The following is a 22,230-nucleotide window of genomic DNA, read 5'->3' on the forward strand; positions in this document are numbered from 1 at the left end:
CTCCTGGTTACTGCCCGAGGCGGCCGCGGCCGAGCTGCAGCAGGGCGTTGGCGATGGCGACGCCCTCCGGGCCCAGGGCGTCGCGGTACTCGTTGAGGATCGCGGTCTCACGGGAGTAGACGAGCTTGGTTCCGCCCGAGGCCTTGCGGGTCTTGCCGATGATCTGCGAGACCTCGGAACGACGGGCCGCAGCCTCGATGATGGTACGGTCCAGTTCATTGATCTCCAGGCGGTAGGCCTGGATCTCGGCATCCGACAAAGGATCGTCCGTGCCGCTGGAGAACTGCTGGTCATTGCTCATGGTGTGGATTCTAGCCTGTTGGGGTCGGTCGCCTGGGTGTGACTGCAGGTGCAGGTTCGTGTCCGGACCCCGTTGTAGGGTGAATATGAGCCAGAAACCGACCCAGAGACCGACCCAGAGACCGACCCGGATCGACCAGGAGAGCACTTTTACCGTGAGCACTGTGACGCACGACGAGATCCCGTTCCCGGAGGAGCCGTTCGAGCCGCCGCCGGAGGAGGACGACCTTCCCCCGGAGGACGTCGTGGGGGTCCTTGCCGAAATGTCGTCGTCCGCCTCCCACCTGGCACCGTTGCCGGACGCCCCGATGTCGGACGCCTCACCGTTCCGGGTCCGCTCGTCGGTGCAGGAAGGCGCTGAGGCAGTATCCGGGCAGGACGCACCGGCCGGGCAGAACGCAGCATCCGGTCAGGACGCCGCCGGCCCGGTCCCTGGCCGGGTGATGAGCGCGCAGACCCGGGACCAGCTGCTGGAGGGGCTGAATCCTGCCCAGCAAGAGGCGGTGCGCCACACCGGGTCACCGTTGCTGATCGTCGCCGGTGCCGGGTCGGGCAAGACCAGTGTGCTCACCCGTCGGATCGCCTGGCTGTTGGCCGGGGGAGTGGCCCCGTGGCAGGTGCTGGCGATCACCTTCACCAACAAGGCCGCCGCCGAGATGCGCGAGCGGATCGCAGACCTGGTCGGTCCGGTCGCTGAACGGATGTGGGTATCCACCTTCCACTCGGTGTGCGTGCGGATCCTGCGGGCCAATGCGGCCCTGGTGGACGGGCTGAACTCCAACTTCACCATCTACGACTCCGATGACATGAAGCGCCTGGTCACCATGATCCTTCGGGAGCGCAGCCTGGACTCCAAGGAGTTCGCCCCGCGGGCGGTGCTGTCGGTGATCTCGAACTGGAAGAACGAACTCCAGGATCCGGCGGAGGCACTGACCGAGGCCCAGCAGGACGGCAACCGGCACCGCGAGACCATCGCGAAGATCTACCACGACTACCAGGTGCGGCTGCGCCAGGCGAACGCGGTGGACTTCGACGACCTCATCGGTGAGGTCGTCGGCCTGCTGCGCGCCAACCCGGGGGTCGCCGACCACTACCGGCGTCGTTTCCGGCACATCCTGGTCGACGAGTACCAGGACACCAACCACGCCCAGTACGTCCTGGTCTCCACCCTGGTCGGTGACGCCGACACCGCCGGGCCGGAGGGGCCGGCGGAGCTCTGCGTGGTCGGTGACGCCGACCAGTCGATCTACGCCTTCCGTGGTGCGACTGTGCGCAACATCGAGGAGTTCGAACGCGACTACCCGCACGCCCACACCATCCTGTTGGAGCAGAACTACCGCTCCACCCAGAACATCCTCTCGGCGGCCAATGCGGTGATCTCCCGCAACTCCGGGCGTCGCGACAAGAACCTGTGGACCGACACCGGCGAGGGTGCCCTGATCGGCGGTTACGTCGCCGACAACGAACATGACGAAGCCCGGTTCATCGCCCAGACCATCGACGAACTCGTCGACCGGGGCGAGACCGAGTACGGCGATATCGCGGTGATGTACCGGACGAACAACTCCTCGCGTGTCGTGGAGGACATCCTGGTGCGTTCCGGACTGCCGTACAAGGTCGTCGGTGGCACCCGGTTCTACGAGCGCAAGGAGGTCCGCGACATCGTCGCCTACCTCAAGGCCCTGGACAATCCCGAGGACACCATGGCGCTGCGTCGCATCATCAACACCCCGCGCCGGGGCATCGGTGACCGGGCGCTGTCCCAGGTGACGGTGCATGCAGAGAACACCGGTGTCAGCTTCGCACAGGGTCTGGTCGCCGCCGCACGGGACGAGGTGCCGGGGCTGAGCTCCCGGGGCCGCAACGCCATCGCCGGGTTCCTGGAGATGATGGACGGGCTGCGCTCCCAGACGGCCGAGGCGCTGATGCGCACCTCCGACGGGGAGTCCCTGGGTATCCCGGACGTCGGCGCGGTGGTCCGCACGGTACTCGACGTCACCGGCTACACCGCTGAGTTGGAGAAGTCGAATGACCCGCAGGACGGCTCCCGGCTCGACAACCTCAATGAGCTTGTCTCGGTCGGCCACGAGTTCTCGCAGGAGGCGGCGAACCAGGCAGCCTACGAGGCGATGCCCTCCCGGGCAGGCGGGACTGCCAGCGGCGCCGCGGACAATGCCGACACTGTGGACACAGTGGGCACTGTGGGCAGCGCAGGTCCCGGCGGCCTAGAGAGTTCAGCTACCGACGCGGACACCGCGGCGGATGCGGTGCTGGCCGAGGGTGAGCCGGAGCCCGGCAGCCTGCAGGCCTTCCTGGAACGGGTCAGTCTGGTCGCCGACGCCGACCAGATCCCCGCCGAGGAGCAGGATCTGGTCACCCTGATGACCCTGCACACCGCGAAGGGTCTGGAGTTCCCCGTCGTCTTCCTCGTCGGCTGGGAGGACGGCCAGTTCCCCCACATGCGCGCCCTGGGGGATCCGACCGAGCTGTCGGAGGAACGACGCCTGGCCTACGTCGGCATCACCCGTGCCCGCAAGCGGCTCTACCTGTCGCGGGCGATGACCAGGTCGAACTGGGGGACACCACAGAACAACCCACCCTCGCGGTTCCTGGCGGAGATCCCGGCGGAGTTGATCGACTGGATCCGGGAAGAACCCGCACCGGCCTGGTCCGGAGGGTCCAGTTGGGGATCCAGTTCCGGTTCCTACGCCGACGGCACCAGCTTCGGCGGATCATGGGGCAGTGGGTCGTCCGGTTCCTATGGCGGCTCGACGGGATCAGCCGGACGCTCCGGGTCGTTCGGGTCCGGTTCCGGGGCAGGATCACGGTCGGGGTCGCGTCCCGGTTCCCGCTCCTCCGGGGCACTGCGCAGCAACGCCCCGGCGCTGGAACTGGAGGTCGGCGACAGGGTCAACCACGACAAGTACGGCCTCGGCACGGTCACCAGTGTTGACGGCAAGGGCGTGCGTGCCACCGCGGTCATCGACTTCGGCTCGAACGGGACTGTCCGGCTGATGCTCATCGGTGGAGTACCGATGGAGAAGCTCTGAGTTAACCAGGAACACCGCAAGTCAGGGGGCCCGAAATGTTCGGGCCTATAAGTAGAGTAAGGTTCAGGGCAGGCAGCATCGTGATGTGGCTCACGCTGCATCTGTCGCCGTGTGTTGGATCACCTTTGGCGGAGTGGCGACAACCTATCTCCTCTGCGGACGGGTGACCACCGTCCTGGAAAGACGTCCCTGACCCCGATGATCAAGGACATCCTCAAGAAGGCCGCTACCTGGTTGGCGGTGATCTTCCTCGCGACCAACCTGGCCTATTTCCTGGCAGCCTCGTTCCTGGATCCCCGGTCGAACTACTTCGGACGTCGGCCACCGATGTCCGCCGAGCAGATCGACGACATCCTCGAACCCCTCAACCTCAGCCCCGACACCCCACTGCTGGAACGCTGGTGGACCTGGCTGTCCGGCATCCTCTTCCACTGGGACTGGGGAAGCTCCCCGCTCGGCGACAGCGTCAACGACCAAGTCGCCTTCCGTATCTGGGTCTCCGCAGAACTACTGATCGTGGCCACCGTGCTTTCGGTGGTGGTCGGTGTGGCCATCGGCGTCTACACCGCCTCCCGTCAGTACAAGGTCGGCGACCGCATCTGGCAGGGCATCTCCGTGGTCACCCTGAACACCCACGTCGTCGTCGTCGCCTCACTGGTCGTTGTCGCCGCCGGGATGTGGATCAAGGACAAGGCCGGTACCCGCGTATTCTTCGTCACCGGCTCCGCCAACCCCGATATCGAGGGCTTCTTCCCCCGGCTCATCGACACCGCCCAACACCTGGTGCTGCCGACAGTGTCCCTGGTCATCATCAGCTACGCCGGTTACCACCTGCTGCAGCGTTCCCTGCTGCTGGACAACCTCAACGCCGACTACGTCCGTACCGCACGGGCCAAGGGGCTGACCCGCACCAAGGCGGTACGCAGGCACGCCTTGCGGACCTCGATGATCCCCGTCGCCACCAACGTGGCCTTCTCGATCCCCGGGATCTTCACCGGTGCCATCCTCACCGAGCGGATCTTCGGCTGGCACGGCATGGGTGAGTACTTCGTGCAGACGATGCAGCGCAACGACGTCCGCGGTGCCGTCGCCATCGCCGCGTTCGGGGCGGCGGCCACCGCCATCTCCGCGGTGATCTCCGACATCATCGTCGTCGCGCTTGACCCGAGAGTGAGGGTGAACTGACATGAGCATGCCCAATATGCACGAGGCAGAGGGCACCGCCGGGCCGGTGGAACCGGACCAGGCCGAACTCGAGACGATGGCCCCGGGGATGCAGGGAAGACCAAGCGTCGGAAGAGCAAGTTCGGACTGTGCTGGCGTCGATTCGCCCGCAACCGCATGGCCCTGGTCGGCCTGGGCATCTTCGTCCTGCTGGCCCTCGCCGCCTTCATCGGCCCGATGCTGCTGCCGTGGGCCTACGACGAGCCCGACTTCCTGAACCTCTCGTCCCCACCCTCCCCTGAACACTGGTTCGGTACCACCGACGTGGGCAACGACCTGTTGGCCCAGACCCTCCACGGTCTCGGACGCTCACTGATGATCTCCGTCATCGCCGCCGTCGGTATCACCGTGGTCTCCGCGGTCGTCGGGGCCGCTGCCGCCGTCTACGGCGGCTGGGTCGAGAAGATCCTCATCGGCCTGATCCACTTCCTGCTGGCCGTGCCGGCACTGCTGTTCATCGCCCTGCTGGTCAACGGTTCCGGCGGCGACTGGAAACTGCTCACCGCCATGCTGATCCTCTTCGGCTGGATGTTCACCGCCCGCGTCATCTGGTCGATGGCGATGTCGGTCCGGGAGAACGACCACGTCCGCGCCGCCCGCTACATGGGCGTCGGCAGGATGACCATCGTGATCCGGCACATCATCCCGAACATCGGATCACTGATCATCATCCAGTTCGCCCTGGCGATCCCCGCCACCGTCGCCCAGGAGACCGGGCTTTCCTTCATCGGTCTCGGCGTGAAGCTCCCCGACGTCAGCCTCGGCACACTGCTGTCGATCGGCTCCGGCTCACTGACCTCCGCCCCCTGGCAGTTCTGGTTCCCCGCCGCCGCACTGACCCTGCTCACCGTGTCGCTGGCCTTCATCGGCGACGGCCTCCGTGACGCCCTCGACCCCACTTCGAATGCAGGAGGCCGCGCATGAGTACCGCACCATCCGGGAACTCCCCGGTCCTGTCCGTCTCCGACCTCACCGTCTCCTTCCCCTCCGAGGCCGGCACAGTCTCGGCTGTGCGGGGAGTGGACTTCGACCTGTACCCGGGACGCACCCTGGGCATCGTGGGCGAGTCCGGCTCCGGCAAGTCCGTGACCTCGATGGCGGTCATGGGTCTGCTGCCCGACTACGCCAAGGTCGAAGGGTCGGTGATCCTGAACGACCGGGAACTGCTGGGGCTGTCGGACCGCCAGATGTCCCATATCCGCGGTTCGGAGATCGGCATGATCTTCCAGGACCCGCTGACCGCACTGACCCCTGTCTTCACCGTCGGTGACCAGATCATCGAGGCGATCCTGTGCCACCAGAAGGTGACCCGCAAGGCCGCCTGGAAGCAAGCCATTGAACTGCTCGACCTGGTGGGCATCCCGGAACCGCACAAGCGGGTGCGTTCCTTCCCCCACGAGTTCTCCGGCGGCATGCGGCAGCGGGCGGTGATCGCCATCGCGATCGCCAACAACCCCCGCGTCCTGATCGCCGATGAGCCCACCACCGCCCTGGATGTCACCGTCCAGGCGCAGGTCCTCGACGTGATCCGGACAGCGCAGCGGGAAACCGGGGCGGCGACCATCCTGATCACCCACGACATGGGTGTCGTCGCCGGAATGGCCGACGATGTCATGGTGATGTACGCCGGACGCCCCGTTGAACATGCCGAGGCCGTGGAACTCTTCAGTACTCCGAAGATGCCGTACACCGTCGGGTTGCTGGGCTCCACGCCTCGGGTCGACCGGCCGTCCGATGAACCGTTGACCCCGATCGTCGGAACGCCGCCGCTGCTGGTCGACCTGCCCCCGGGCTGCCCGTTCGCCGACCGGTGCCCAGCGGTGATCGACGCCTGCCGCACGGAGGAACCGCCGCTGGAGATCGTCGCCGGCACCGACCCGGAGATCGGCTCCCACCGGGCATCCTGCGTCCGCTCCGCCGAGCTGGTCGACGGGAAGATCGACGGAAGAACCCTGTACCCGGTGCCGGAGGTGGCCGAGGACATCTTCGCCGGGGTGCCCCGTGAAGACCGGGAGAAGACCTTAGAGGTCACCAACCTCCACAAGGAGTTCCCACTGGTCAAGGGCAGTGTGATCAAGCGGCGCATCGGAACCGTCGAGGCGGTCAAGGGGCTGGACTTCGACATCCGTGAGGGTGAATGCATGGCCATCGTGGGCGAGTCCGGTTCCGGCAAGACCACCACCCTGCTGGAGATCATGGACCTCACCCCGCCGGACGACACCACGATCAGGTTCACCGGACGCGATGCCGGGACGATGAGCAAGCGTGACCGGCTGACTGCCCGTCGGGACATTCAGATCGTCTTCCAGGACCCGATGGGCTCCCTCGACCCGCGCATGACCGTGGCCGACGTCATCTCTGAACCGCTCCGCTCCCTGGGCCACGAGGGAAACGTCGATGACCGCGTCGCCGAGCTGATGGACCTTGTCGGGCTGAACCCCGCCCACGTCGAGCGTTTCCCGGGGCACTTCTCCGGTGGACAGCGGCAGCGCATCGGGCTGGCCCGCGCGCTGGCGACGAACCCGAAGCTCATCGTGTTGGACGAACCGGTCTCCGCATTGGGCGTCTCGATCCAGGCAGGTGTGATCAACCTGCTCGACGACCTCAAGCGTCGGCTCGGTCTGTCCTACCTCTTCGTCGCCCACGACCTGTCGGTGATCCGGCACCTGTCGGACAAGGTGGCAGTGATGTACAAGGGGGAGTTCGTGGAGCAGGGCCCGGTCGACGAGGTCTTCGACAACCCCCGCCACGAGTACACCCGGAAACTCCTCTCGGCGATCCCCGTGCCTGACCCGGTGGTCGAGCGGGCCCGGAGACAGGAGCGCAAGCATGCCTGACCCCACCATCCGCCCCCGTCCCGGACGGAGCCCTCCCGGGCCCGCGGTCCAGGGCGCCTGCGGCCCCCCGCACGTCTGGTAGCACCGCCCCAGCTTTTTCTGATGACACAGAGGAGACTTCCCATGATCACCACCGCGCGTAAAAGCGCCTTGGCTTTGGTCGCGGCTGCAGCCCTCGTCGTCACCGCCTGCTCAGGCGATGACGACGGCAACGGCGACAGCTCCGGCTCCGCCGAGGCCAATGCGTCCGACATCAACGACAAAGACCGCGACGAGGTCCAGGACGGTGGCGAACTGACACTGCCGATCACCGAGCTCGCGCAGCAGCAGAACACCTTCCACGCCGATGGAACGCTGTACACCCGCAATGTGTGGAAGTGGTACAACCCGCAGATCGCCCTCTTCACCGCCGAGGGCGAGTTCCAGCCCAACCCCGCCTACCTCGATGACGTCTCCGAGGAAGAGGTCGACGGCAAGACGCAGGTGACCTACACGATCAACGAGGACGCCGAGTACAACGACGGTACCCCGATCGACTGGAAGACCTTCGAGCACACCTGGAAGTACAACAACGGTGAGAATGACGAGCTGAACGTCAGTTCCACCGACGGCTACGTGCTCATCGAGTCCGTGGAGGCCGGTGAGAACGACAAGGAGGCAGTGGTCACCTTCTCCCAGCCCTTCGCCTGGTGGGAGGGGCTGTTCAACTACCTGGTCCCGACCATGGTCGACACCCCGGAGAAATTCAACGAGGGCGGGCTGGGGGAGACCCCGAACGAGTGGGGTGCCGGGCCGTACAAGGTGGAGCGCTCCGACTTCAACCGTCAGACGGTGACCTTCGTCCCGAACGAGAAGTGGTGGGGCGAGGATCCGAAGCTCGACAAGTTCACCTACCGTCAGCTGGAGCCGCAGGCGGCGATCAACGCCTTCGAGGCTGGGGAGATCGACGCTACCGGGGCGGCGACGAAGGACCGGTTGGCCACCGTGCGGGGGATGGGGGACAGTGCGGACATCCGCACGGCCATGATTCCGGCGAATTACCTGATCACCTTGAACTCCGATGCCCCGTTGCTGGAGGACGATACGGTGCGTGAGGCGATCATGACCGGGATCGACCGCTAGCAGCTCGCCACGATCCGGTTCAACGGCCTGGACTACTCCGAGGACCTGCCGGGTTCCTTTGCCCAGTTCGCGACCCAGGACGGGTACGACGACAACTTCGGCGAGATCCTGGAGTACGACCAGGACAAGGCGAAGGAGCTCCTGGATGAGGCAGGCTGGACCGAGGGGTCCGACGGCGTCCGGGAGAAGGACGGCGAGAAGCTCTCCCCGCGGTACGTGCTGCTCGGTGATGACCCGCAGACCAGGGCCGGTGCCTCTGCGCTGCAGGCGATGATGCGTGACATCGGGGTCGACATGACCATCGACGAGCGTCCAGTCTCCGAGTTCGCGAATATCTCGGCTCAGCGCGACTTCGACATCCTCGAGATGGGCTTCCGGTCCTCGGACCCCTATGGTGTGGCCTACTTTGACCAGATGTATGCCTCTGACTCTGAGCTGAACAAGTCCGGTACCGGCTCCGAGGAGCTCGACGAGAAGATCGCCGAGCTGCAGAAGATCGGTGACGGCGATGAGCAGATCGAGGCGGCCAATGAGCTCGAGAAGGAGTTCCTGGCCCTGCATGGCATCATGCCGACTTTCAATGGCCCCGACATCGTGGCCACTACGCCCGGCCTGGCGAACTTCGGTGCCTACGGCTTCGCGGACGTCCCGGTCGAGAACATCGGCTGGGAGAATGAGTGACAGCCGGTAGCCCGGGGACACCCCGGGCACACAAAGAAACCGCTGTAGCGACCGAGAGGGGGTGGTCGCCGCAGCGGGCTTCTTGTTGTGTAAGGCTTTCGCCCGGAGGGGTGAGGAGGTCTAGACCTCGACGCCGCGCTCGCGCAGCCACGGCACCGGGTCCACGGCCTGGCCCTCGGTGGGGTAGACCTCGAAGTGGACGTGGGGGCCGGTGGAGAAGCCCTCGTTGCCGATGCCGGCGATCTTCTGGCCTGCCTGGACCTGCTGGCCCACGGTGACGTCGATGGTGGACATGTGGCCGTAGACGGTGACGGTGCCGTCAGAGTGCTTGATGCGGACCCAGTTGCCGAAGCCGGAGGCCGGGCCGGCGTCGATCACGGTGCCGGACTGGGCGGCCGCGATCGGGGTGCCGATGCCGTTGGCGATGTCGATGCCCTTGTGCATGGTGCCCCAGCGCATGGCGTAGCCGGAGGTGAAGGAGCCCTCGGCCGGCTTCACGGTGCTCGGGGTGCGGTTCAGCAGGTCCTCGGCCGCGCGGGCGGCGTCGAACTCGAGGGCGCTGGACAGCTGGTTGCCCAGTTCGCTGATCTGCGTGACCTGGGGGAGGTCGAGGATCTGGGCGGCGGAGTCGGCGATGTCGCCGCCGGGGGCGGAACCTCCGGCACCCTGGGCCAGGACCTCGGTGTTGGAGGTCAGGGCGATGTCAGAGCCCTTGTCGTCCGACTGGACGGTGGCGGCTCCGGCGCCGGTGGCGCCCGCGGCTGCAACTCCCGTGGCGGCCATGGCAACGAAAGCCATGCGACGCTTGGCGGCGGTGTCCAGCTTGCGGTGGGCTCCGACCTTCCGAACCTCAGTCATCCTCTGTATCCCTCTCAGTAGTGCTTTGTTCCCGAACGTTCACGCTTCGTGACCCTATCGTTATCAACGAGTGGGAACTCTATCGGCAGACAGGGTCCTGAGCAACCCAAATGGCGAAAAGATCACGATTTCGTATAGGTCACTCGAAGGGGGTTGGGGGGTAACGGTAGTGTGAAGCGTTGATAACGACGAGGTCACGACAAGTTTGTGACTGGTGTGACGGGGGTGGGGGCGATGTAACGCTCCTGCTCGGCGTGCCCTCCGCCGCTCGACCGGCCGCGTTATGCACAATGGGACAGGTGAGTAATGAATCCCAGCGACCGACCCCACGTCGACAGCGGACCAACCGTGGTCCCGAGGCTCGCCGTCGCCGTGATGCCACTCGCGCTCCAGTGCACGGTGAGCGCCGTGACCGCGGTGAGCACGGTGGGCGGGGCAGTCGGGACGGAGAGCGGTTCGTCGCCGGATCGCTGGGGGCACCGCCACGGTCACGCACCGAGGCGTCCCAGCATCCCGCCACGGATACCCTCGGTCGTTCCGGTGCCGCCGGTGTAGTCGCTGCGTCCGGCCGTGCCGCCGGCTCCGGACGTCAGGGCAAGCTGGCGCAGTGGTGGGGAGTATGGGGAGAGCACGTCCGTCGCTTCGCCCCTGTTGTCCTGGTCAACCATGCGATCACCCTTGCGGTGGCGATTGCCATCGCGGTGATCATCGGGATCGGTGGGACGTTCGCCGTGGTGCCCGCAATGGTCGGCTCCTTCTGGATGCTGGCGAACCTCGCGCCGGTGAGTTTCAGCGGTGCCGAGCTGGGGGTCGCACCGATGCTTCCCGTGGCACTGATCGCCCTCTTCCACATCCGGCGTGTCCGTAGTGCATGCGGAACCCAGATCACGGTGCGCAACATCAGAGTCTTCGCTGCTCTGTCGATCCTGGTGCCGGTGTTGCTCACCGCCCTGGCATGGCTGGTGCTGTGGGACGCTTCGAAGGTCTATGACGTGGCACCGCCCAATATCCTCCTGGCGCTGGGTGTCACCGTGGTGCTGCACGCGGTGATCTTCATCGCCGGCCTGGGGCCGAAGGTATGGCGGGCGCTGCTGCTGCGGCGTGGCATGCCGACCTGGCCGGTGGAGGCCGCTCGTCTGGCCGGTCGTTTCGTCCGGTGGATGCTGCTGGCCGGACTGGTGGCGGTGGTCCTGCAACTGCTCGTTAATATGGGTGCAGTCGGGGATGCTTACTCGATCGCCCCGGATCTCGCCGGACGCCTCGGCCTGACGCTGCTCAGTATTCTCTATCTGCCGAACCTCGCGACAGGTGGCGCGGCGGTGCTGCTGGGCAGTGAGATGAGCCTGGGGGACGCCTCGGCCTCGTTGTTCGCGGTCACCAACGCCAACCTGCCCCCGCTGCCGGTGCTGGCGGCCATGCCGCACAGTGCGCTGCCATTCGGCGAGGTGCTGCTGGTGGTCCCGGTGGGCATCGCGGTGTTCACGGTCTACCGCGTCATCACGGCGCGGACCTTCGTCGAGGCCCCGGTGTTCACCGCCCTGGGTGCGGGCGCTTTCGCGGCTGTGCTGGGTCTGCTGGTGAGTTGGGCGGCCGGCGGGACGCTGGGTTATTACGGTTCCACCGGTCCGCTGCTGTGGCTGACACCGCTGCTGTACCTGTGCTGGATCGTGGTGCCGTCGGCGGTCGTGTTCTTCTGGGCCGGCCGGGCAGGCCAGAAGGTCACCGAGACTGTGGCCGAGGAGGAAAAGGGTGAGCGGGACCCTGAGGACTCTGCAGACCCAGGGGCCAGTGCGGACCCTGCGGAGACTGTGGACGCAGACAGTACTGAGGACGCTGGCGACACTGACGATGCTGATGCGGACGACGCTGAGGGCGCAGTAGGAGCCGCGGGTCCCGACACCGCGGTGGAAGACGCTGATCCCGACGACACCGACGTGGAAGACACTGACACTGCCTCTGACACTGACGATCCTGACGGCGCTGACACCGCTGCGGCCACGGAGCTGGACGAGACCGAGTCGGAGGATGACGCAGAAGATGCACCGGAGGAGACGGAGGCGACTGACGACCCTGCCGAGGGCCCTGACCCCGCCGACCCAACGGCCCACGGGGCTGGCGACGAGGACGATGACGGCACCGACGGCACCGGCGAGGAGTCGAGGAAGTAAGCTGGGATGCCGTGAGTGAGTCCGAGTCCTCTGCATCCCATGCGCCGGTGACGCACGCGGTCGCCGCGGCGTCCCGACCCTTACGTGTCGTCGTCCTCGCGTCCGGCACGGGAACGCTGCTGCAAGCGATGATCGACGACCTCGGGGACCGTGTGGACATCGTCGCCGTCATCGCCGACCGCCCCTGTTCCGCGCTGGACCGGGCGGGGGAGGCCGGGATCCCCGGCGTCCTCGTCGAATACAACCCCCAGCGGGTCTCCGGATACGACCGGGACGTCTGGAACCAGCACCTGCTGGAAGCCATCGCCGAGTGCGAGCCGGACGTCATCGTGAGTGCTGGGTTCATGCGCATCATCGGCCCTGCGGTCATCGCCCGGTTCCCCGGACGCATCATCAACACCCATCCCGCACTGCTTCCGGCCTTCGTCGGGGCACGTGCCGTGGAGGATGCGCTGGAGTACGGGGTGTCACTCACCGGATCGACCGTCCACGTCGTCGACGACGGGGTGGACACCGGTCCGATCCTCGCGCAGCGGGCGGTGCCCGTACAGCGGGGAGACACAGTGGACACGCTCCATGAACGGATCAAGACGGTGGAAAGGGCACTGATCGTCGACGTGCTCCACCGCACGGCCGACAACGGCTACACCATCGAAGGACGAAAGGCCTGGATCAATGACTGAAACCACCCGACCCATCCGCCGCGCGCTGATCAGCGTGTACGACAAGACCGGCCTCGAGGACCTCGCCCAGGGTCTGCATGCCGCCGGTGTGGAGATCGTGTCCACCGGCTCCACCGCCTCGAAGATCGCCGACGCCGGTGTCCCGGTCATCCGGGTCGAGGAACTCACCGGTTTCCCGGAGTGTCTCGAGGGCCGGGTCAAGACCCTGCACCCGCGCGTGCACGCTGGCATCCTCGCCGACACCCGCAAGGACGACCACCTCGCCCAGCTCAAGGACCTCGGCGTGGAGCCCTTCGACCTGGTCGTGGTCAACCTGTACCCGTTCACCGACACCGTGGCCTCCGGTGCGGACTTCGACGCCTGTGTCGAGCAGATCGACATCGGTGGCCCCTCGATGGTGCGCGCCGCGGCCAAGAACCACCCCTCGGTCGCCGTGGTCACCAACCCGGAGACCTACGGTGACGTGCTCACCGCCGTGAAGGACGGTGGCTTCACCCGTGCCGCCCGCACCCGCCTGGCCACCGAGGCCTTCCGCCACACCGCGTCCTACGACGTTGCCGTGGCCACCTGGATGACCGAGCAGCTCGCCGCCTCCACCGACTCAGCCGACACTGCTGCAGGTTCCGAGGTCGAGAAGTTTCCGGAGTGGATCGGCTCGTCCCACGACCGCGTGCACACCCTGCGCTACGGCGAGAACCCGCACCAGGCCGCCGCGGTCTACACCACCCCGGGTGAGGAGGGTGGCCTGGCCAACGCCGAGCAGTTCCACGGCAAGGCGATGAGCTACAACAACTACACCGACGCCGACGCCGCCTGGCGTGCCGCCTGGGACCACGAGCGTCCCTGCGTCTCGATCATCAAGCACGCCAACCCCTGTGGCATCGCCGTGGCCGATGACGTCGCCACCGCCCACCGCGCCGCCCACGCCTGCGACCCGGTGTCCGCCTACGGTGGCGTGATCGCCGTGAACCGTCCGGTGACCGTCGAGCTGGCCGAGCAGGTCGCCGGCATCTTCACCGAGGTCATCGTGGCCCCGGGGTACGAGGACGGCGCCGTCGAGGTGCTCAGCCAGAAGAAGAACATCCGCATCCTGCAGACCACCCCGCCGGTGAAGGAGGGTGCCGTGGAGCACCGCGAGATCTCCGGTGGCCTGCTGGTCCAGGAGCGCGACCTGGTCGACGCCAACGGTGACGACCCGGCGAACTGGACCCTGGCCGCCGGCGAGGCCGCCGACGAGGAGACCCTCCTCGAGCTGCGCTTCGCCTGGAACGCGGTGCGTGCGGTGAAGTCCAACGCCATCCTGCTGGCCAAGGACGGCGCGACCGTCGGCGTCGGTATGGGTCAGGTCAACCGTGTCGACTCGGCCAAGATCGCCGTGGAGCGGGCGAACACCCTGGCGGGTGAGGAGCAGCGCTCGACCGGTGCCGTCGCCGCGTCCGACGCCTTCTTCCCGTTCGCCGATGGTTTCGAGATCCTGGCGGACGCCGGGGTGCGTGCCGTGGTCCAGCCCGGTGGCTCCGTGCGCGACCACGAGGTCATCGACGCTGCGGTGAAGGCCGGTGTGACGATGTACCTCACCGGTGAGCGTCACTTCGCGCACTAGCACTAGTCGCGGCCGCTGACTGGCGGGGTTGGGGCCGGCCAGTCAGAACAAAGCCTACGGAGAGGTCACTTTCTGAGTCATTCTGTGACCTCTTCGTAGGCTTGTTTGTCGATTGGCCGCCGGGGAGGGACCGGACGACCGGGACGACCGGGACGACCGGGATGACCGGGTTGACTGGGATGACCTGGACCTCCTCCCACCTGCCAGGATCGCCCGCTATCGTGGGCGACATGACCGCCGAGACAGCCAGGTCCACACCGACGCCGGCTACCCGGGCAACAGTCACCGCATTTGTCGTGGCCGCGGTGGCCGGGGTGGTTCACGGCGTGTTCAGCGTCTACTGGGGGGTTGGCGGCACCTGGCTCGTGGAGACGCTCGGCGCCGACCTGGTCGAACTCTGGGAGGAACAGGGCGTCCTGTTGATCCCCGTCGGCCTGCTGAAGATCGCCGCGGCCGTCATCCCGCTGCTCCTGCAGACACCGCAGGACGGTTGGCTGCCGGGCCTGCTGCGCCGGATCATCCGCGGCATCAGTTGGGCGGGGAGCGCACTGCTCATCGTGTGGGGCGGGGTCAACACCGTCACCGGGAACCTGGTGCTGTCCGGGCTCGTGGAGCCGGACGGTGGCTACGACCGGGAGGGGATGATCGGTCACGCCTGGCTGTGGGACCCGTTGTTCCTGGTCTGGGGCGTGGCGCTGGCGGCGGGCTTGTGGTTCAGTCGGAGGCCCCGGTGACCGTGTCCGAGGCAGCTGTCGAGTCTTACCGTCGCGAACTGATCGTGTACTGCTACCGGTTCTTCGCCTCGGTCGACGAGGCTGAGGACGCTGTCCAGGAGACCTTCGTCCGGGCATGGCGCAACAGTGGGAGTTTCGAGAGGCGCGCCTCACTGCGGCGGTGGCTGTACGCCATCGCCACGAATGTCTGCCTGGACATGGCGAAGGCCCGCCAACGACGCTGCCTCCCGATGGACATGAACGCCCCGGGTCACGTCCCCGCGAACGGGCAGGATCTCCCGACGGCGGAGGAGACAACCTGGGTCACCCCGATTGCAGGGCATCGGTTACTGAACGACCCCGCGGACGCCGCCGTCCAGCGGGACACCGTTCGACTGGCCTTCATCACGGCACTTCAGTGCCTGCCGCCGCGGCAGCGGGTGGTGCTGATCCTGCGGGACGTCCTGTCGTGGACGGCCGCGGAGACTGCCGCGTTGCTGGACTCCTCGGTCGCTTCCGTGAATTCGGCCCTGGCCCGGGCCCGGACCACCCTGCGCGACCGGCAGGCGGCGAAGTCTGGCAAGGACCAGGGGTCCGTGGCCGAGGTCGAGGTCGAGGACGTGGCCGAGGTCGATCGTCAATTGCTCTGGAGCTACGTGTCGGCATTCGGTGCCTATGACGTCGACCGCCTCGTTGCACTACTCGCCGAGGATGCCAGGTTCACCATGCCGCCCTACACCCTCTGGCTGGAGGGGCGGACGGACATCGAGGCGTGGTGGCGTGGGCCAGGGCAGGTCTGCCGGGACTCGGAGGTCATCCCCACCAGCGTCAACGGGCAGTCCGCAGTGGCCGTCTTCCATGACGGCGCTGCTTTTGCACTGCACGTTCTGGGTACTCGGGCCGGACGGATCACCTCGATCACCCACTTCATGGACACCCGGGTGTTCGGGGATCTCGGGGATCTCCCCACCGACCGATGAGTTTTGCGGTCGGTTGTCGTCTTATCCGGTGACAGCAACCGTTGCTGTCGGTACATCCGGAAAGGACGACATCATGAGTCGCACCACCATCGCCCATCTCTTCCACAGCCTCAACGGGGTCGTCGAGGATCCCCACCTGTGGCAATTCGACGCCTTCGGCGAGGAGGAGGGCCTCAGTATGGATACTCACCTCGCCCCGGTCACCGACGTGGTCTTCGGCATCACCCTGTGGAGTGAATGGAAGGAGTACTGGCCTGCCCAGGACCCCGCCGACCCGTTCGCGCAGTGGGTCAACCCGATCCGCAAGCACGTCATCTCCTCCACCCTGCCGGACGTCCTGCCCTGGAACAGCGCCCGGGTCACCGGTGATCCGCTGGAGTACGTGCGTGACCTCCGCGAATCCGACAGTGATGCCAGTGGCGACAGTGCAGGCCACATCGCCGTCGCCGGTGGCATCACCACGGTACGCAGCCTGTTCCTCGCCGGGCTCATCGACCAGCTGACCCTGACCACGCACCCGGTCATCGTCGGAGAAGGACGCCGACTCTTCGACGAGTCCGTGCCCACCACCCGGCTGACCCTGCTCAACAGCTCGCAGACGTCGAAGGGGAACATGGTTCTCACCTACGGGCTACGTCGGGAAGACTGACGGTCCCGGAGTCCACGGTGATCGAGTGGTGTTGACCGTTGTGCCGGGCCGTGCTCTGGACCTTGGCGATCCACCGGCGGTCGTGCGTCACCGTCACCACCGTCCCGGGGAAGTCCGCGACCGCCTGCTCCAGCTGCTCGACGAGGTCGGGGGAGAAGTGGTTCGTCGGTTCATCCAACAACAGGAGGTCGCACGGGGTGGACACCGCGACGGCCAACTCCAGACGTCGGTGCTGGCCCACCGAAAGCTCGGCCGGCGGACGCTCGAGATCCTCGGGGCGGAACAGTCCCAGCCGGCCCAGAGTGTCGTATGCATCCTGCTGGTAAGCGCCGGTGCGGGCAGCGAAGGCGGCGACGACCGACTCCTGCGACGGACTGCCGAGGTGCTGCCGGAGGCGGGAGACCCGCAGTCCATCCAGCGCACTCCGGTGTTCGGGACGCCCCAGCTCACCGGCGAGCACGCTGAGCAGCGTCGATTTACCGGCACCGTTGGCCCCGGTCACCAACCATCGCTCGCCGGGGCCGATGGCCAGGGGCGTGTCCCCGGACATCAGCGACAACTGCGCGGTGTCGGCGGACGGGTCGGTGAGCAGGCCCGGCTGCAGTGTCACCAGGGGTGGAAGCTCACCATCGGAGGCAGTGCCGGAGACCGGGTCTGGAACCGAGATCGACGCGGTTTCCTCTGCCACGAACCCGGCGGTGAACACCAACGGCTCAGGCGGTGGCGGGGCCGGGTGAGAGCGCAGGAACTCCAGTCGGGCCTTCGCCTGCCGGACGCGACTGGTGGCACCGTGGTCGGAGTTCCGGGCCCGGAAGGCACCGTGGCCGAACCCCGGCTTGTCCACTTTCCGGGGGATCGCCGCACTCCGTCGGGCATTGCTGGTCACCAGTTCCTCCTGACGTCGGACATCCTCGCGCCACCGGCGGTGGGCCAGCCGGACCGCCTCGCGTTCAGCCTCGCGCGCCCGGAGATACCCCTGGTAGCCGTGGCCGTAGCGGTGCAACTGACCATCGCGCAGCTCAACGATGTCGTGGGCGAAACGGTCCAGCAGGTCACGGTCATGGGTGACCAGCACCAGCGCCCCGCGGTGTGCGTCCAACCGGGTCTCCAGCCAGCGCATGCCAGCCTCGTCGAGGTCGTTGGTCGGCTCATCGAGCAACAGCAGGTCCGCCCCGCCGCACAGGGTGGCGGCAAGCGCGAGACGTGACCGCTCACCGCCGGAGAGCTGGTCGACCGGACGGCTCCGGTCGAGGTCGCCGAGTCCGAGTTGGTCGAGCGCGGCGTCCAACCGGTGGTCGACACCGTACCCACCGGGCCCGCCGTGAGCTTCGAGGCGGTCGTTGAGGTCGGCCAGGCGTTCAAGCAGGACGTCCTGCTCGGCGGTGCCTGCGGTGCCTGCGGTGCCGGCGGCGAGCGCGGCAGCGGTTTCGTCGATGGCCTCCTGCAGCGCCCGGACCTCGGCCAACAGCTGGTCGAGGGCATGGTCGACGGTGGCGTCGGCCGGGAACTGCGGGTTCTGCTCGGCGACGGCGATGCTGCCGCCGGGATCGGCGCTGCGCTCGCCGGAGGTCGGTTCGACGGTGCCGGCGAGCACGCCGAGAAGGGTGGATTTGCCGCACCCGTTGTCGCCCACCAGGGCGAGCTGGTCACCGGGATGGACGGTCAGGCTGACCGCGTCGAGCACGGTGGTGTCGGCGTACCGGACGGTGGCGTCACTGACACCGCAGGTGAGATGGGACGTGGACAGGGACAGGGAAGTGGTCTGTGATCTGGTCATGGCGGAACTCCTGTGCGCCGATGAGTGGCGCGGATGACGGCTCTCCTCCCCAAAGAAGAGCCAGAACATGGGGGAGACCCACATCGGCGGAAACGCCGGGGTGCTCAGGACCCGCCGCGGACATCAGTCGACGCGGCATCCAGATCTAAAGAATGATGTAACCCATACGTTGGACCCTAACACGACCATGAGAGTGCACGTCAAGGCCGTCAGTCATGACCGAAGGCGGCCCCAGGGGACCGGCACGCGGCTAGGCTCGGCGAGTATGACGGACACACGCACCGCCCTCACCACACTGGAACAGTTCGAACATGCCACCCCCACTGGGGCTTCCCCCGGTGCTGCAGCCGCCGCAGCCTCTGCAGCCACCGCCGGTGCCGGACCCGTGCTGGAGTTCTTCGACTCCCTGCCACCGGCGCCGGTGGAGTACATGCTCGGGTCCTGGCACGGATCCGGCGTCCCCACCGGAAATCCGCTGGACGGCATGCTGGAGGCCGCCGGCTGGCACGGCAAGCGCTACCACTCGACCGATGACGCCCACCCGCTGGTCATGGAGGGCTCCCGCGGGCTGTACTCGTTGAACCCGGCCCTGGTGCCGATGACCCTGATGGCCAGGATGTCGTCACTGGTCACCCAGCCGCCGGTTGCGGCGGTGGCGCGTCGGCTGATGCCGTTGCTGTCGACGAAGCGTCCTGCCGCCCGGCTGCGGATGGTGGAGTACCGCGGGGTGGTGACCGGGACGATGATCTACGACGCCCTGCCGATCAACGACCATTTCCGCGCCGTGGACGAGGACACCCTGCTCGGCGCCATGGACTTCCGGGGCATGGAGTCCCCGTTCATGTTCGTGCTGCGCCGGGAGCGGTGAAGATCAGACTGGACAGGGAGAGCGACGATGCCCGCACGACGGATTCTGGACAACGAGGAACACCTCGCCGTGATCGAGACGGTGCGCGATGCCGTCACCAGTCGCCTGGCCCCGCAGGTCGCGGAGATCGAGGAGGCCGGCGCGTTCCCCGGGGACGCATTCCGCACGCTCGGCGAGATTGGGGTGCTCGGCATGGCCTACCCCGAGGAGTACGGCGGCCTGGGGATGCCGACCCAGCTGTACCTGCAGACCCTGGAAGAGATCGGGGCGGTGTGGGCATCCGTGGCCGTGGGGGTGTCCGTCCACACCCTGAGCTGCTTCCCCATCGCCACTTTCGGCACGCGCGAGCAGCAGCGACGGTGGCTTCCCGACATGCTCGGCGGGACGCAGGTCGGTGCCTACAGTCTGTCGGAGGCGCACGCCGGGTCCGACCCCGCGGCGATGGCGATGCGGGCCCGGTGTGAGGGGGACGAGTACGTCCTCAACGGATCCAAGGCGTGGGTGACCAACGGGGGATTCGCCGACTTCTACACGGTCATGGCGAGAACCAGCGGGGAGCCCGGCGACGGGAAAGGTATCAGCTGCTTCCTGGTTCCGGCAGACACACCGGGGTTCACGGCGGAGCCGCCGGAACGGAAGATGGGGTTGACCGGTTCGCCGACCGCGGCACTGACTTTCGATGATGTCCGTATCCCTGTCGACCAGCGGATCGGTGAGGAAGGTCAGGGCCTGACGATCGCCCTGGCGGCGCTCGACTCTGGTCGGCTGGGTATCTCGGCGTGTGCGACCGGGTTGGCCCAGGGGGCGTTGGACGCGGCGGTGACTTATGCACGGGAGCGCGAGACCTTCGGCCAGCCGATCATCGAGCACCAGGGTCTGGCGTTCCTGCTGGCTGACATGGAGGCTGCCGTCATGTCGTCGCGGGCGACGATGCTCGCCGCTGCACGGTTGAAGGACCTCGGGGAGCCGTTCGCCGAGGAGGCGTCCGTGGCCAAACTCGTCACCACCGACAACGCGATGAAGGTCACCACTGATGCGGTACAGGTCCTCGGCGGCGCGGGCTACACCCGGGACTTCCCGGTGGAGCGCTATATGCGTGAGGCGAAGGTCATGCAGATCTTCGAGGGGACCAACCAGATCCAGCGGATGGTCATCGCCCGTCATCTGAACCGGGACCACAGCGGTCGGCTGCGCTCGCTGCGTTCACGGTAGCTGTGTGTGCCGAAGTGCCCGCTGCGCCGCGTTCACCCCGCACATGAAGTGGACCCCGCCACCCGGTGCGGTGGAGGAGGAGCACAGGAACACACCCGGGACCCCGGTGTCATAGGGCTGCAGGACGCGGGGTCGCGCGATGAGTTGCGCCAGGTCGTTGGCACCGCCGGAGATCTCCCCGCCGACGTTGTTGACGTTGTGGGACGCCACGGCCGCCGGGGGAGAGGCCCGCCAGTCCAGGACGCGCTCGCGGAATCCGGGGGCGGCCCGTTCGATCTGGGCGGTGACCAGGTTGAAGGTCCCCTGCTCACTGCCGGTCCACCCGGCGGGAACGTGGGCGTAGGCCCAGAGAGGGTTCAGCGTGCGGCCGTCGATGACCCTCGAGCGGGAGGGGTCGGCGAGGTACTGCTGGCAGACCAGGGTGAAGGGACGCTCCGGTAAGCGTCCTGACCAACAGTCCTGCTCGGCATCGGCGATCTGTTCGGCGGTGCCGCCCAGGTGCACCGTGCCGGCGCGCCGGGCGTCCTGATGGCTCCAGGGGACGTCGCCCTCGAGGACGTAGTCCACCTTCGCCACCGCCGGTCCGCGCCGGAACCGGGACCAGGCACGCGCCACCCGGTGCGGAAGCCGGTCGCCGAGGATCGCGGCGGCGACCTCCAGGGAGGTGTCCAGGACGACGGTGTCGGCATCGTTGACCTGGGGGAAGCCGGTGACTGGTGAATCGGTGACGATCTCGCCGCCGAAGGAGCGCAGTTCAGCGGCCAGGGCATCGGCGATGGCCTGGGATCCTCCGACAGCGACCGGCCACCCGTGGGCGTGACCGGCGACGGTGAGCAGCGTACCTGCCGCCGAGGAAGCCGGCAGGTGCAACGGGGTGAAGGCGTGGGCGGCGATACCGGCGAACAGGGCACGGGCCTGCGGTGTGCGGAACCGACGCCAGGACCAGGACGCCCGCAGCAGTGCCTGCGTCGCGAACCCGGCCAGTGTCACCGGGCGTTTCGGCAGGTGGGCCAAGGGTCGCAGAACCTCGTCGGCCAAGGGGCCGACCCGGTCGACGAAGGGGGAGAAGCTGGCCTGCCACATCCGGGCGTCCCACCTGCCGTCGTCCTCCTGGTGGTGCAGACCGGCGGCGGTGGCGGAGACCGAGGTGTGCAGCGTCGCGGCACCGTGTGGGCCGGGTGTGGAGTCGTCGAGGACGTGCACCATGTCCACCGGCGCGGTGGAGAATTCCAGGCCATGGCCGCGGAGGGCTGCAGCCATGCGCGGATCGCGGAGGAACCCACCTGCCTGCGCCAGCGGGTGGGCCGCCGAACACAGGTCGTGGATTACTCCAGGCACCATTAACTCGGCACTGCGTGTCCCGCCGCCGATGGTGGAGGCTGCCTCGTGCACCGTGACCTGCACCCCGGCGTGGGCCAGGGTGACGGCAGCGGCCAGGCCGTTGGGCCCGGAGCCGACGACGACGGCGGTGCGTGGCGGATGGTGGGCTCGGTGGGGCATGGTGG

General features: G+C 67.3%; 16 protein-coding genes and 1 pseudogene. 13 read left to right on the top strand and 4 right to left on the bottom strand.

Going from position 1 to position 22,230, the window contains the following annotated elements; all coding sequences use genetic code 11:
- Positions 1–7: 7 nt before the first annotated feature.
- On the bottom strand, positions 8–301 hold the full coding sequence (locus ACTXPP_RS05430) for a chorismate mutase (RefSeq protein ID WP_301496710.1): 294 nt from the start codon (positions 299–301) through the stop codon (positions 8–10).
- A 262-nt stretch (positions 302–563) separates the two neighbouring features.
- Here ACTXPP_RS05430 and ACTXPP_RS05435 point away from each other — a divergent pair, with 262 nt between their 5' ends.
- The 5 genes and pseudogenes from ACTXPP_RS05435 (at position 564) to ACTXPP_RS05455 (ending at position 9,214) form a co-directional block, all read left to right on the top strand.
- Complete coding sequence (locus ACTXPP_RS05435; protein ID WP_443341275.1) at positions 564–3,350, top strand: UvrD-helicase domain-containing protein; 2,787 nt, start codon at positions 564–566, stop codon at positions 3,348–3,350.
- Positions 3,351–3,548: 198 nt separating this feature from the next.
- Positions 3,549–4,535: an ABC transporter permease gene (locus tag ACTXPP_RS05440; RefSeq protein ID WP_301496708.1), complete on the top strand. Its 987-nt coding sequence runs from the start codon at positions 3,549–3,551 to the stop codon at positions 4,533–4,535.
- A gap of 126 nt (positions 4,536–4,661) precedes the next feature.
- A complete protein-coding gene (locus ACTXPP_RS05445; RefSeq protein ID WP_301496717.1) occupies positions 4,662–5,498 on the top strand; it encodes an ABC transporter permease in 837 nt (278 codons plus the stop codon).
- Positions 5,495–7,411 carry a dipeptide ABC transporter ATP-binding protein gene (locus ACTXPP_RS05450; RefSeq protein ID WP_443341251.1) on the top strand — a complete coding sequence of 639 codons (1,917 nt, stop codon included), beginning with the start codon at positions 5,495–5,497 and terminating at the stop codon, positions 7,409–7,411. The genes ACTXPP_RS05445 and ACTXPP_RS05450 overlap by 4 nt, the downstream gene beginning before the upstream one ends.
- Before the next feature lie 123 nt (positions 7,412–7,534).
- Positions 7,535–9,214, top strand: a pseudogene (locus ACTXPP_RS05455) (ABC transporter family substrate-binding protein).
- A 120-nt stretch (positions 9,215–9,334) separates the two neighbouring features.
- On the opposite strand, the gene ACTXPP_RS05460 reads toward ACTXPP_RS05455, so the two are convergent.
- Complete coding sequence (locus ACTXPP_RS05460; protein ID WP_301498816.1) at positions 9,335–10,072, bottom strand: M23 family metallopeptidase; 738 nt, start codon at positions 10,070–10,072, stop codon at positions 9,335–9,337.
- A gap of 290 nt (positions 10,073–10,362) precedes the next feature.
- Between ACTXPP_RS05460 and ACTXPP_RS05465 the strand changes: the two genes are divergently transcribed.
- The 6 genes from ACTXPP_RS05465 (at position 10,363) to ACTXPP_RS05490 (ending at position 16,868) form a co-directional block, all read left to right on the top strand.
- A complete protein-coding gene (locus ACTXPP_RS05465; RefSeq protein ID WP_443341254.1) occupies positions 10,363–12,240 on the top strand; it encodes a cell division protein PerM in 1,878 nt (625 codons plus the stop codon).
- An 11-nt stretch (positions 12,241–12,251) separates the two neighbouring features.
- Positions 12,252–12,923: a phosphoribosylglycinamide formyltransferase gene (gene purN, locus ACTXPP_RS05470; protein ID WP_301496358.1), complete on the top strand. Its 672-nt coding sequence runs from the start codon at positions 12,252–12,254 to the stop codon at positions 12,921–12,923.
- The gene (purH, locus tag ACTXPP_RS05475; protein ID WP_301496356.1) at positions 12,916–14,526 is read left to right on the top strand and encodes a bifunctional phosphoribosylaminoimidazolecarboxamide formyltransferase/IMP cyclohydrolase; all 1,611 of its coding nucleotides are present in this window, start codon (positions 12,916–12,918) and stop codon (positions 14,524–14,526) included. The genes purN and purH overlap by 8 nt, the downstream gene beginning before the upstream one ends.
- 230 nt (positions 14,527–14,756) lie before the next feature.
- Positions 14,757–15,260 carry a DUF3995 domain-containing protein gene (locus ACTXPP_RS05480; protein ID WP_301496354.1) on the top strand — a complete coding sequence of 168 codons (504 nt, stop codon included), beginning with the start codon at positions 14,757–14,759 and terminating at the stop codon, positions 15,258–15,260.
- A 2-nt stretch (positions 15,261–15,262) separates the two neighbouring features.
- Positions 15,263–16,219, top strand: coding sequence for an RNA polymerase subunit sigma-70 (locus tag ACTXPP_RS05485; protein ID WP_301496352.1), 957 nt, complete (start codon positions 15,263–15,265; stop codon positions 16,217–16,219).
- Between the two features lie 73 nt (positions 16,220–16,292).
- A complete protein-coding gene (locus ACTXPP_RS05490; RefSeq protein WP_301496350.1) occupies positions 16,293–16,868 on the top strand; it encodes a dihydrofolate reductase family protein in 576 nt (191 codons plus the stop codon).
- On the opposite strand, the gene ACTXPP_RS05495 is transcribed toward ACTXPP_RS05490, so the two are convergent.
- On the bottom strand, positions 16,840–18,645 hold the full coding sequence (locus tag ACTXPP_RS05495) for an ABC-F family ATP-binding cassette domain-containing protein (protein WP_443341257.1): 1,806 nt from the start codon (positions 18,643–18,645) through the stop codon (positions 16,840–16,842). The two genes, ACTXPP_RS05490 and ACTXPP_RS05495, sit on opposite strands and share 29 nt — an antisense overlap.
- A gap of 265 nt (positions 18,646–18,910) precedes the next feature.
- Between ACTXPP_RS05495 and ACTXPP_RS05500 the strand changes: the two genes are divergently transcribed.
- Together ACTXPP_RS05500 and ACTXPP_RS05505 are read left to right on the top strand one after the other, a co-directional pair.
- On the top strand, positions 18,911–19,513 hold the full coding sequence (locus ACTXPP_RS05500; RefSeq protein WP_301496348.1) for a DUF4334 domain-containing protein: 603 nt from the start codon (positions 18,911–18,913) through the stop codon (positions 19,511–19,513).
- Between the two features lie 27 nt (positions 19,514–19,540).
- The gene (locus tag ACTXPP_RS05505) at positions 19,541–20,725 is read left to right on the top strand and encodes an acyl-CoA dehydrogenase family protein (RefSeq protein ID WP_301496346.1); all 1,185 of its coding nucleotides are present in this window, start codon (positions 19,541–19,543) and stop codon (positions 20,723–20,725) included.
- Here the strand turns inward: ACTXPP_RS05505 and ACTXPP_RS05510 are convergent.
- Positions 20,717–22,225, bottom strand: coding sequence for a phytoene desaturase family protein (locus ACTXPP_RS05510; RefSeq protein WP_443341260.1), 1,509 nt, complete (start codon positions 22,223–22,225; stop codon positions 20,717–20,719). The genes ACTXPP_RS05505 and ACTXPP_RS05510 overlap by 9 nt on opposite strands.
- Positions 22,226–22,230 lie beyond the last annotated feature (5 nt).

Origin of the sequence: Candidatus Corynebacterium faecigallinarum (assembly GCF_052264515.1) — a bacterium.
GTDB lineage: Bacteria > Actinomycetota > Actinomycetes > Mycobacteriales > Mycobacteriaceae > Corynebacterium > Corynebacterium faecigallinarum.

Bases quoted from the DNA above. Each gene is read 5' to 3' on its own strand.
- ACTXPP_RS05430 (WP_301496710.1), bottom strand. From the start codon at position 301: ATGAGCAATGACCAGCAGTTCTCCAGCGGCACGGACGATCCTTTGTCG.
- ACTXPP_RS05435 (WP_443341275.1), top strand. From the start codon at position 564: ATGTCGTCGTCCGCCTCCCACCTGGCACCGTTGCCGGACGCCCCGATG.
- ACTXPP_RS05440 (WP_301496708.1), top strand. From the start codon at position 3,549: ATGATCAAGGACATCCTCAAGAAGGCCGCTACCTGGTTGGCGGTGATC.
- ACTXPP_RS05450 (WP_443341251.1), top strand. From the start codon at position 5,495: ATGAGTACCGCACCATCCGGGAACTCCCCGGTCCTGTCCGTCTCCGAC.
- ACTXPP_RS05460 (WP_301498816.1), bottom strand. From the start codon at position 10,072: ATGACTGAGGTTCGGAAGGTCGGAGCCCACCGCAAGCTGGACACCGCC.
- ACTXPP_RS05465 (WP_443341254.1), top strand. From the start codon at position 10,363: ATGGGACAGGTGAGTAATGAATCCCAGCGACCGACCCCACGTCGACAG.
- purH (WP_301496356.1), top strand. From the start codon at position 12,916: ATGACTGAAACCACCCGACCCATCCGCCGCGCGCTGATCAGCGTGTAC.
- ACTXPP_RS05480 (WP_301496354.1), top strand. From the start codon at position 14,757: ATGACCGCCGAGACAGCCAGGTCCACACCGACGCCGGCTACCCGGGCA.
- ACTXPP_RS05490 (WP_301496350.1), top strand. From the start codon at position 16,293: ATGAGTCGCACCACCATCGCCCATCTCTTCCACAGCCTCAACGGGGTC.
- ACTXPP_RS05495 (WP_443341257.1), bottom strand. From the start codon at position 18,645: ATGACCAGATCACAGACCACTTCCCTGTCCCTGTCCACGTCCCATCTC.
- ACTXPP_RS05500 (WP_301496348.1), top strand. From the start codon at position 18,911: ATGACGGACACACGCACCGCCCTCACCACACTGGAACAGTTCGAACAT.
- ACTXPP_RS05505 (WP_301496346.1), top strand. From the start codon at position 19,541: ATGCCCGCACGACGGATTCTGGACAACGAGGAACACCTCGCCGTGATC.
- ACTXPP_RS05510 (WP_443341260.1), bottom strand. From the start codon at position 22,225: ATGCCCCACCGAGCCCACCATCCGCCACGCACCGCCGTCGTCGTCGGC.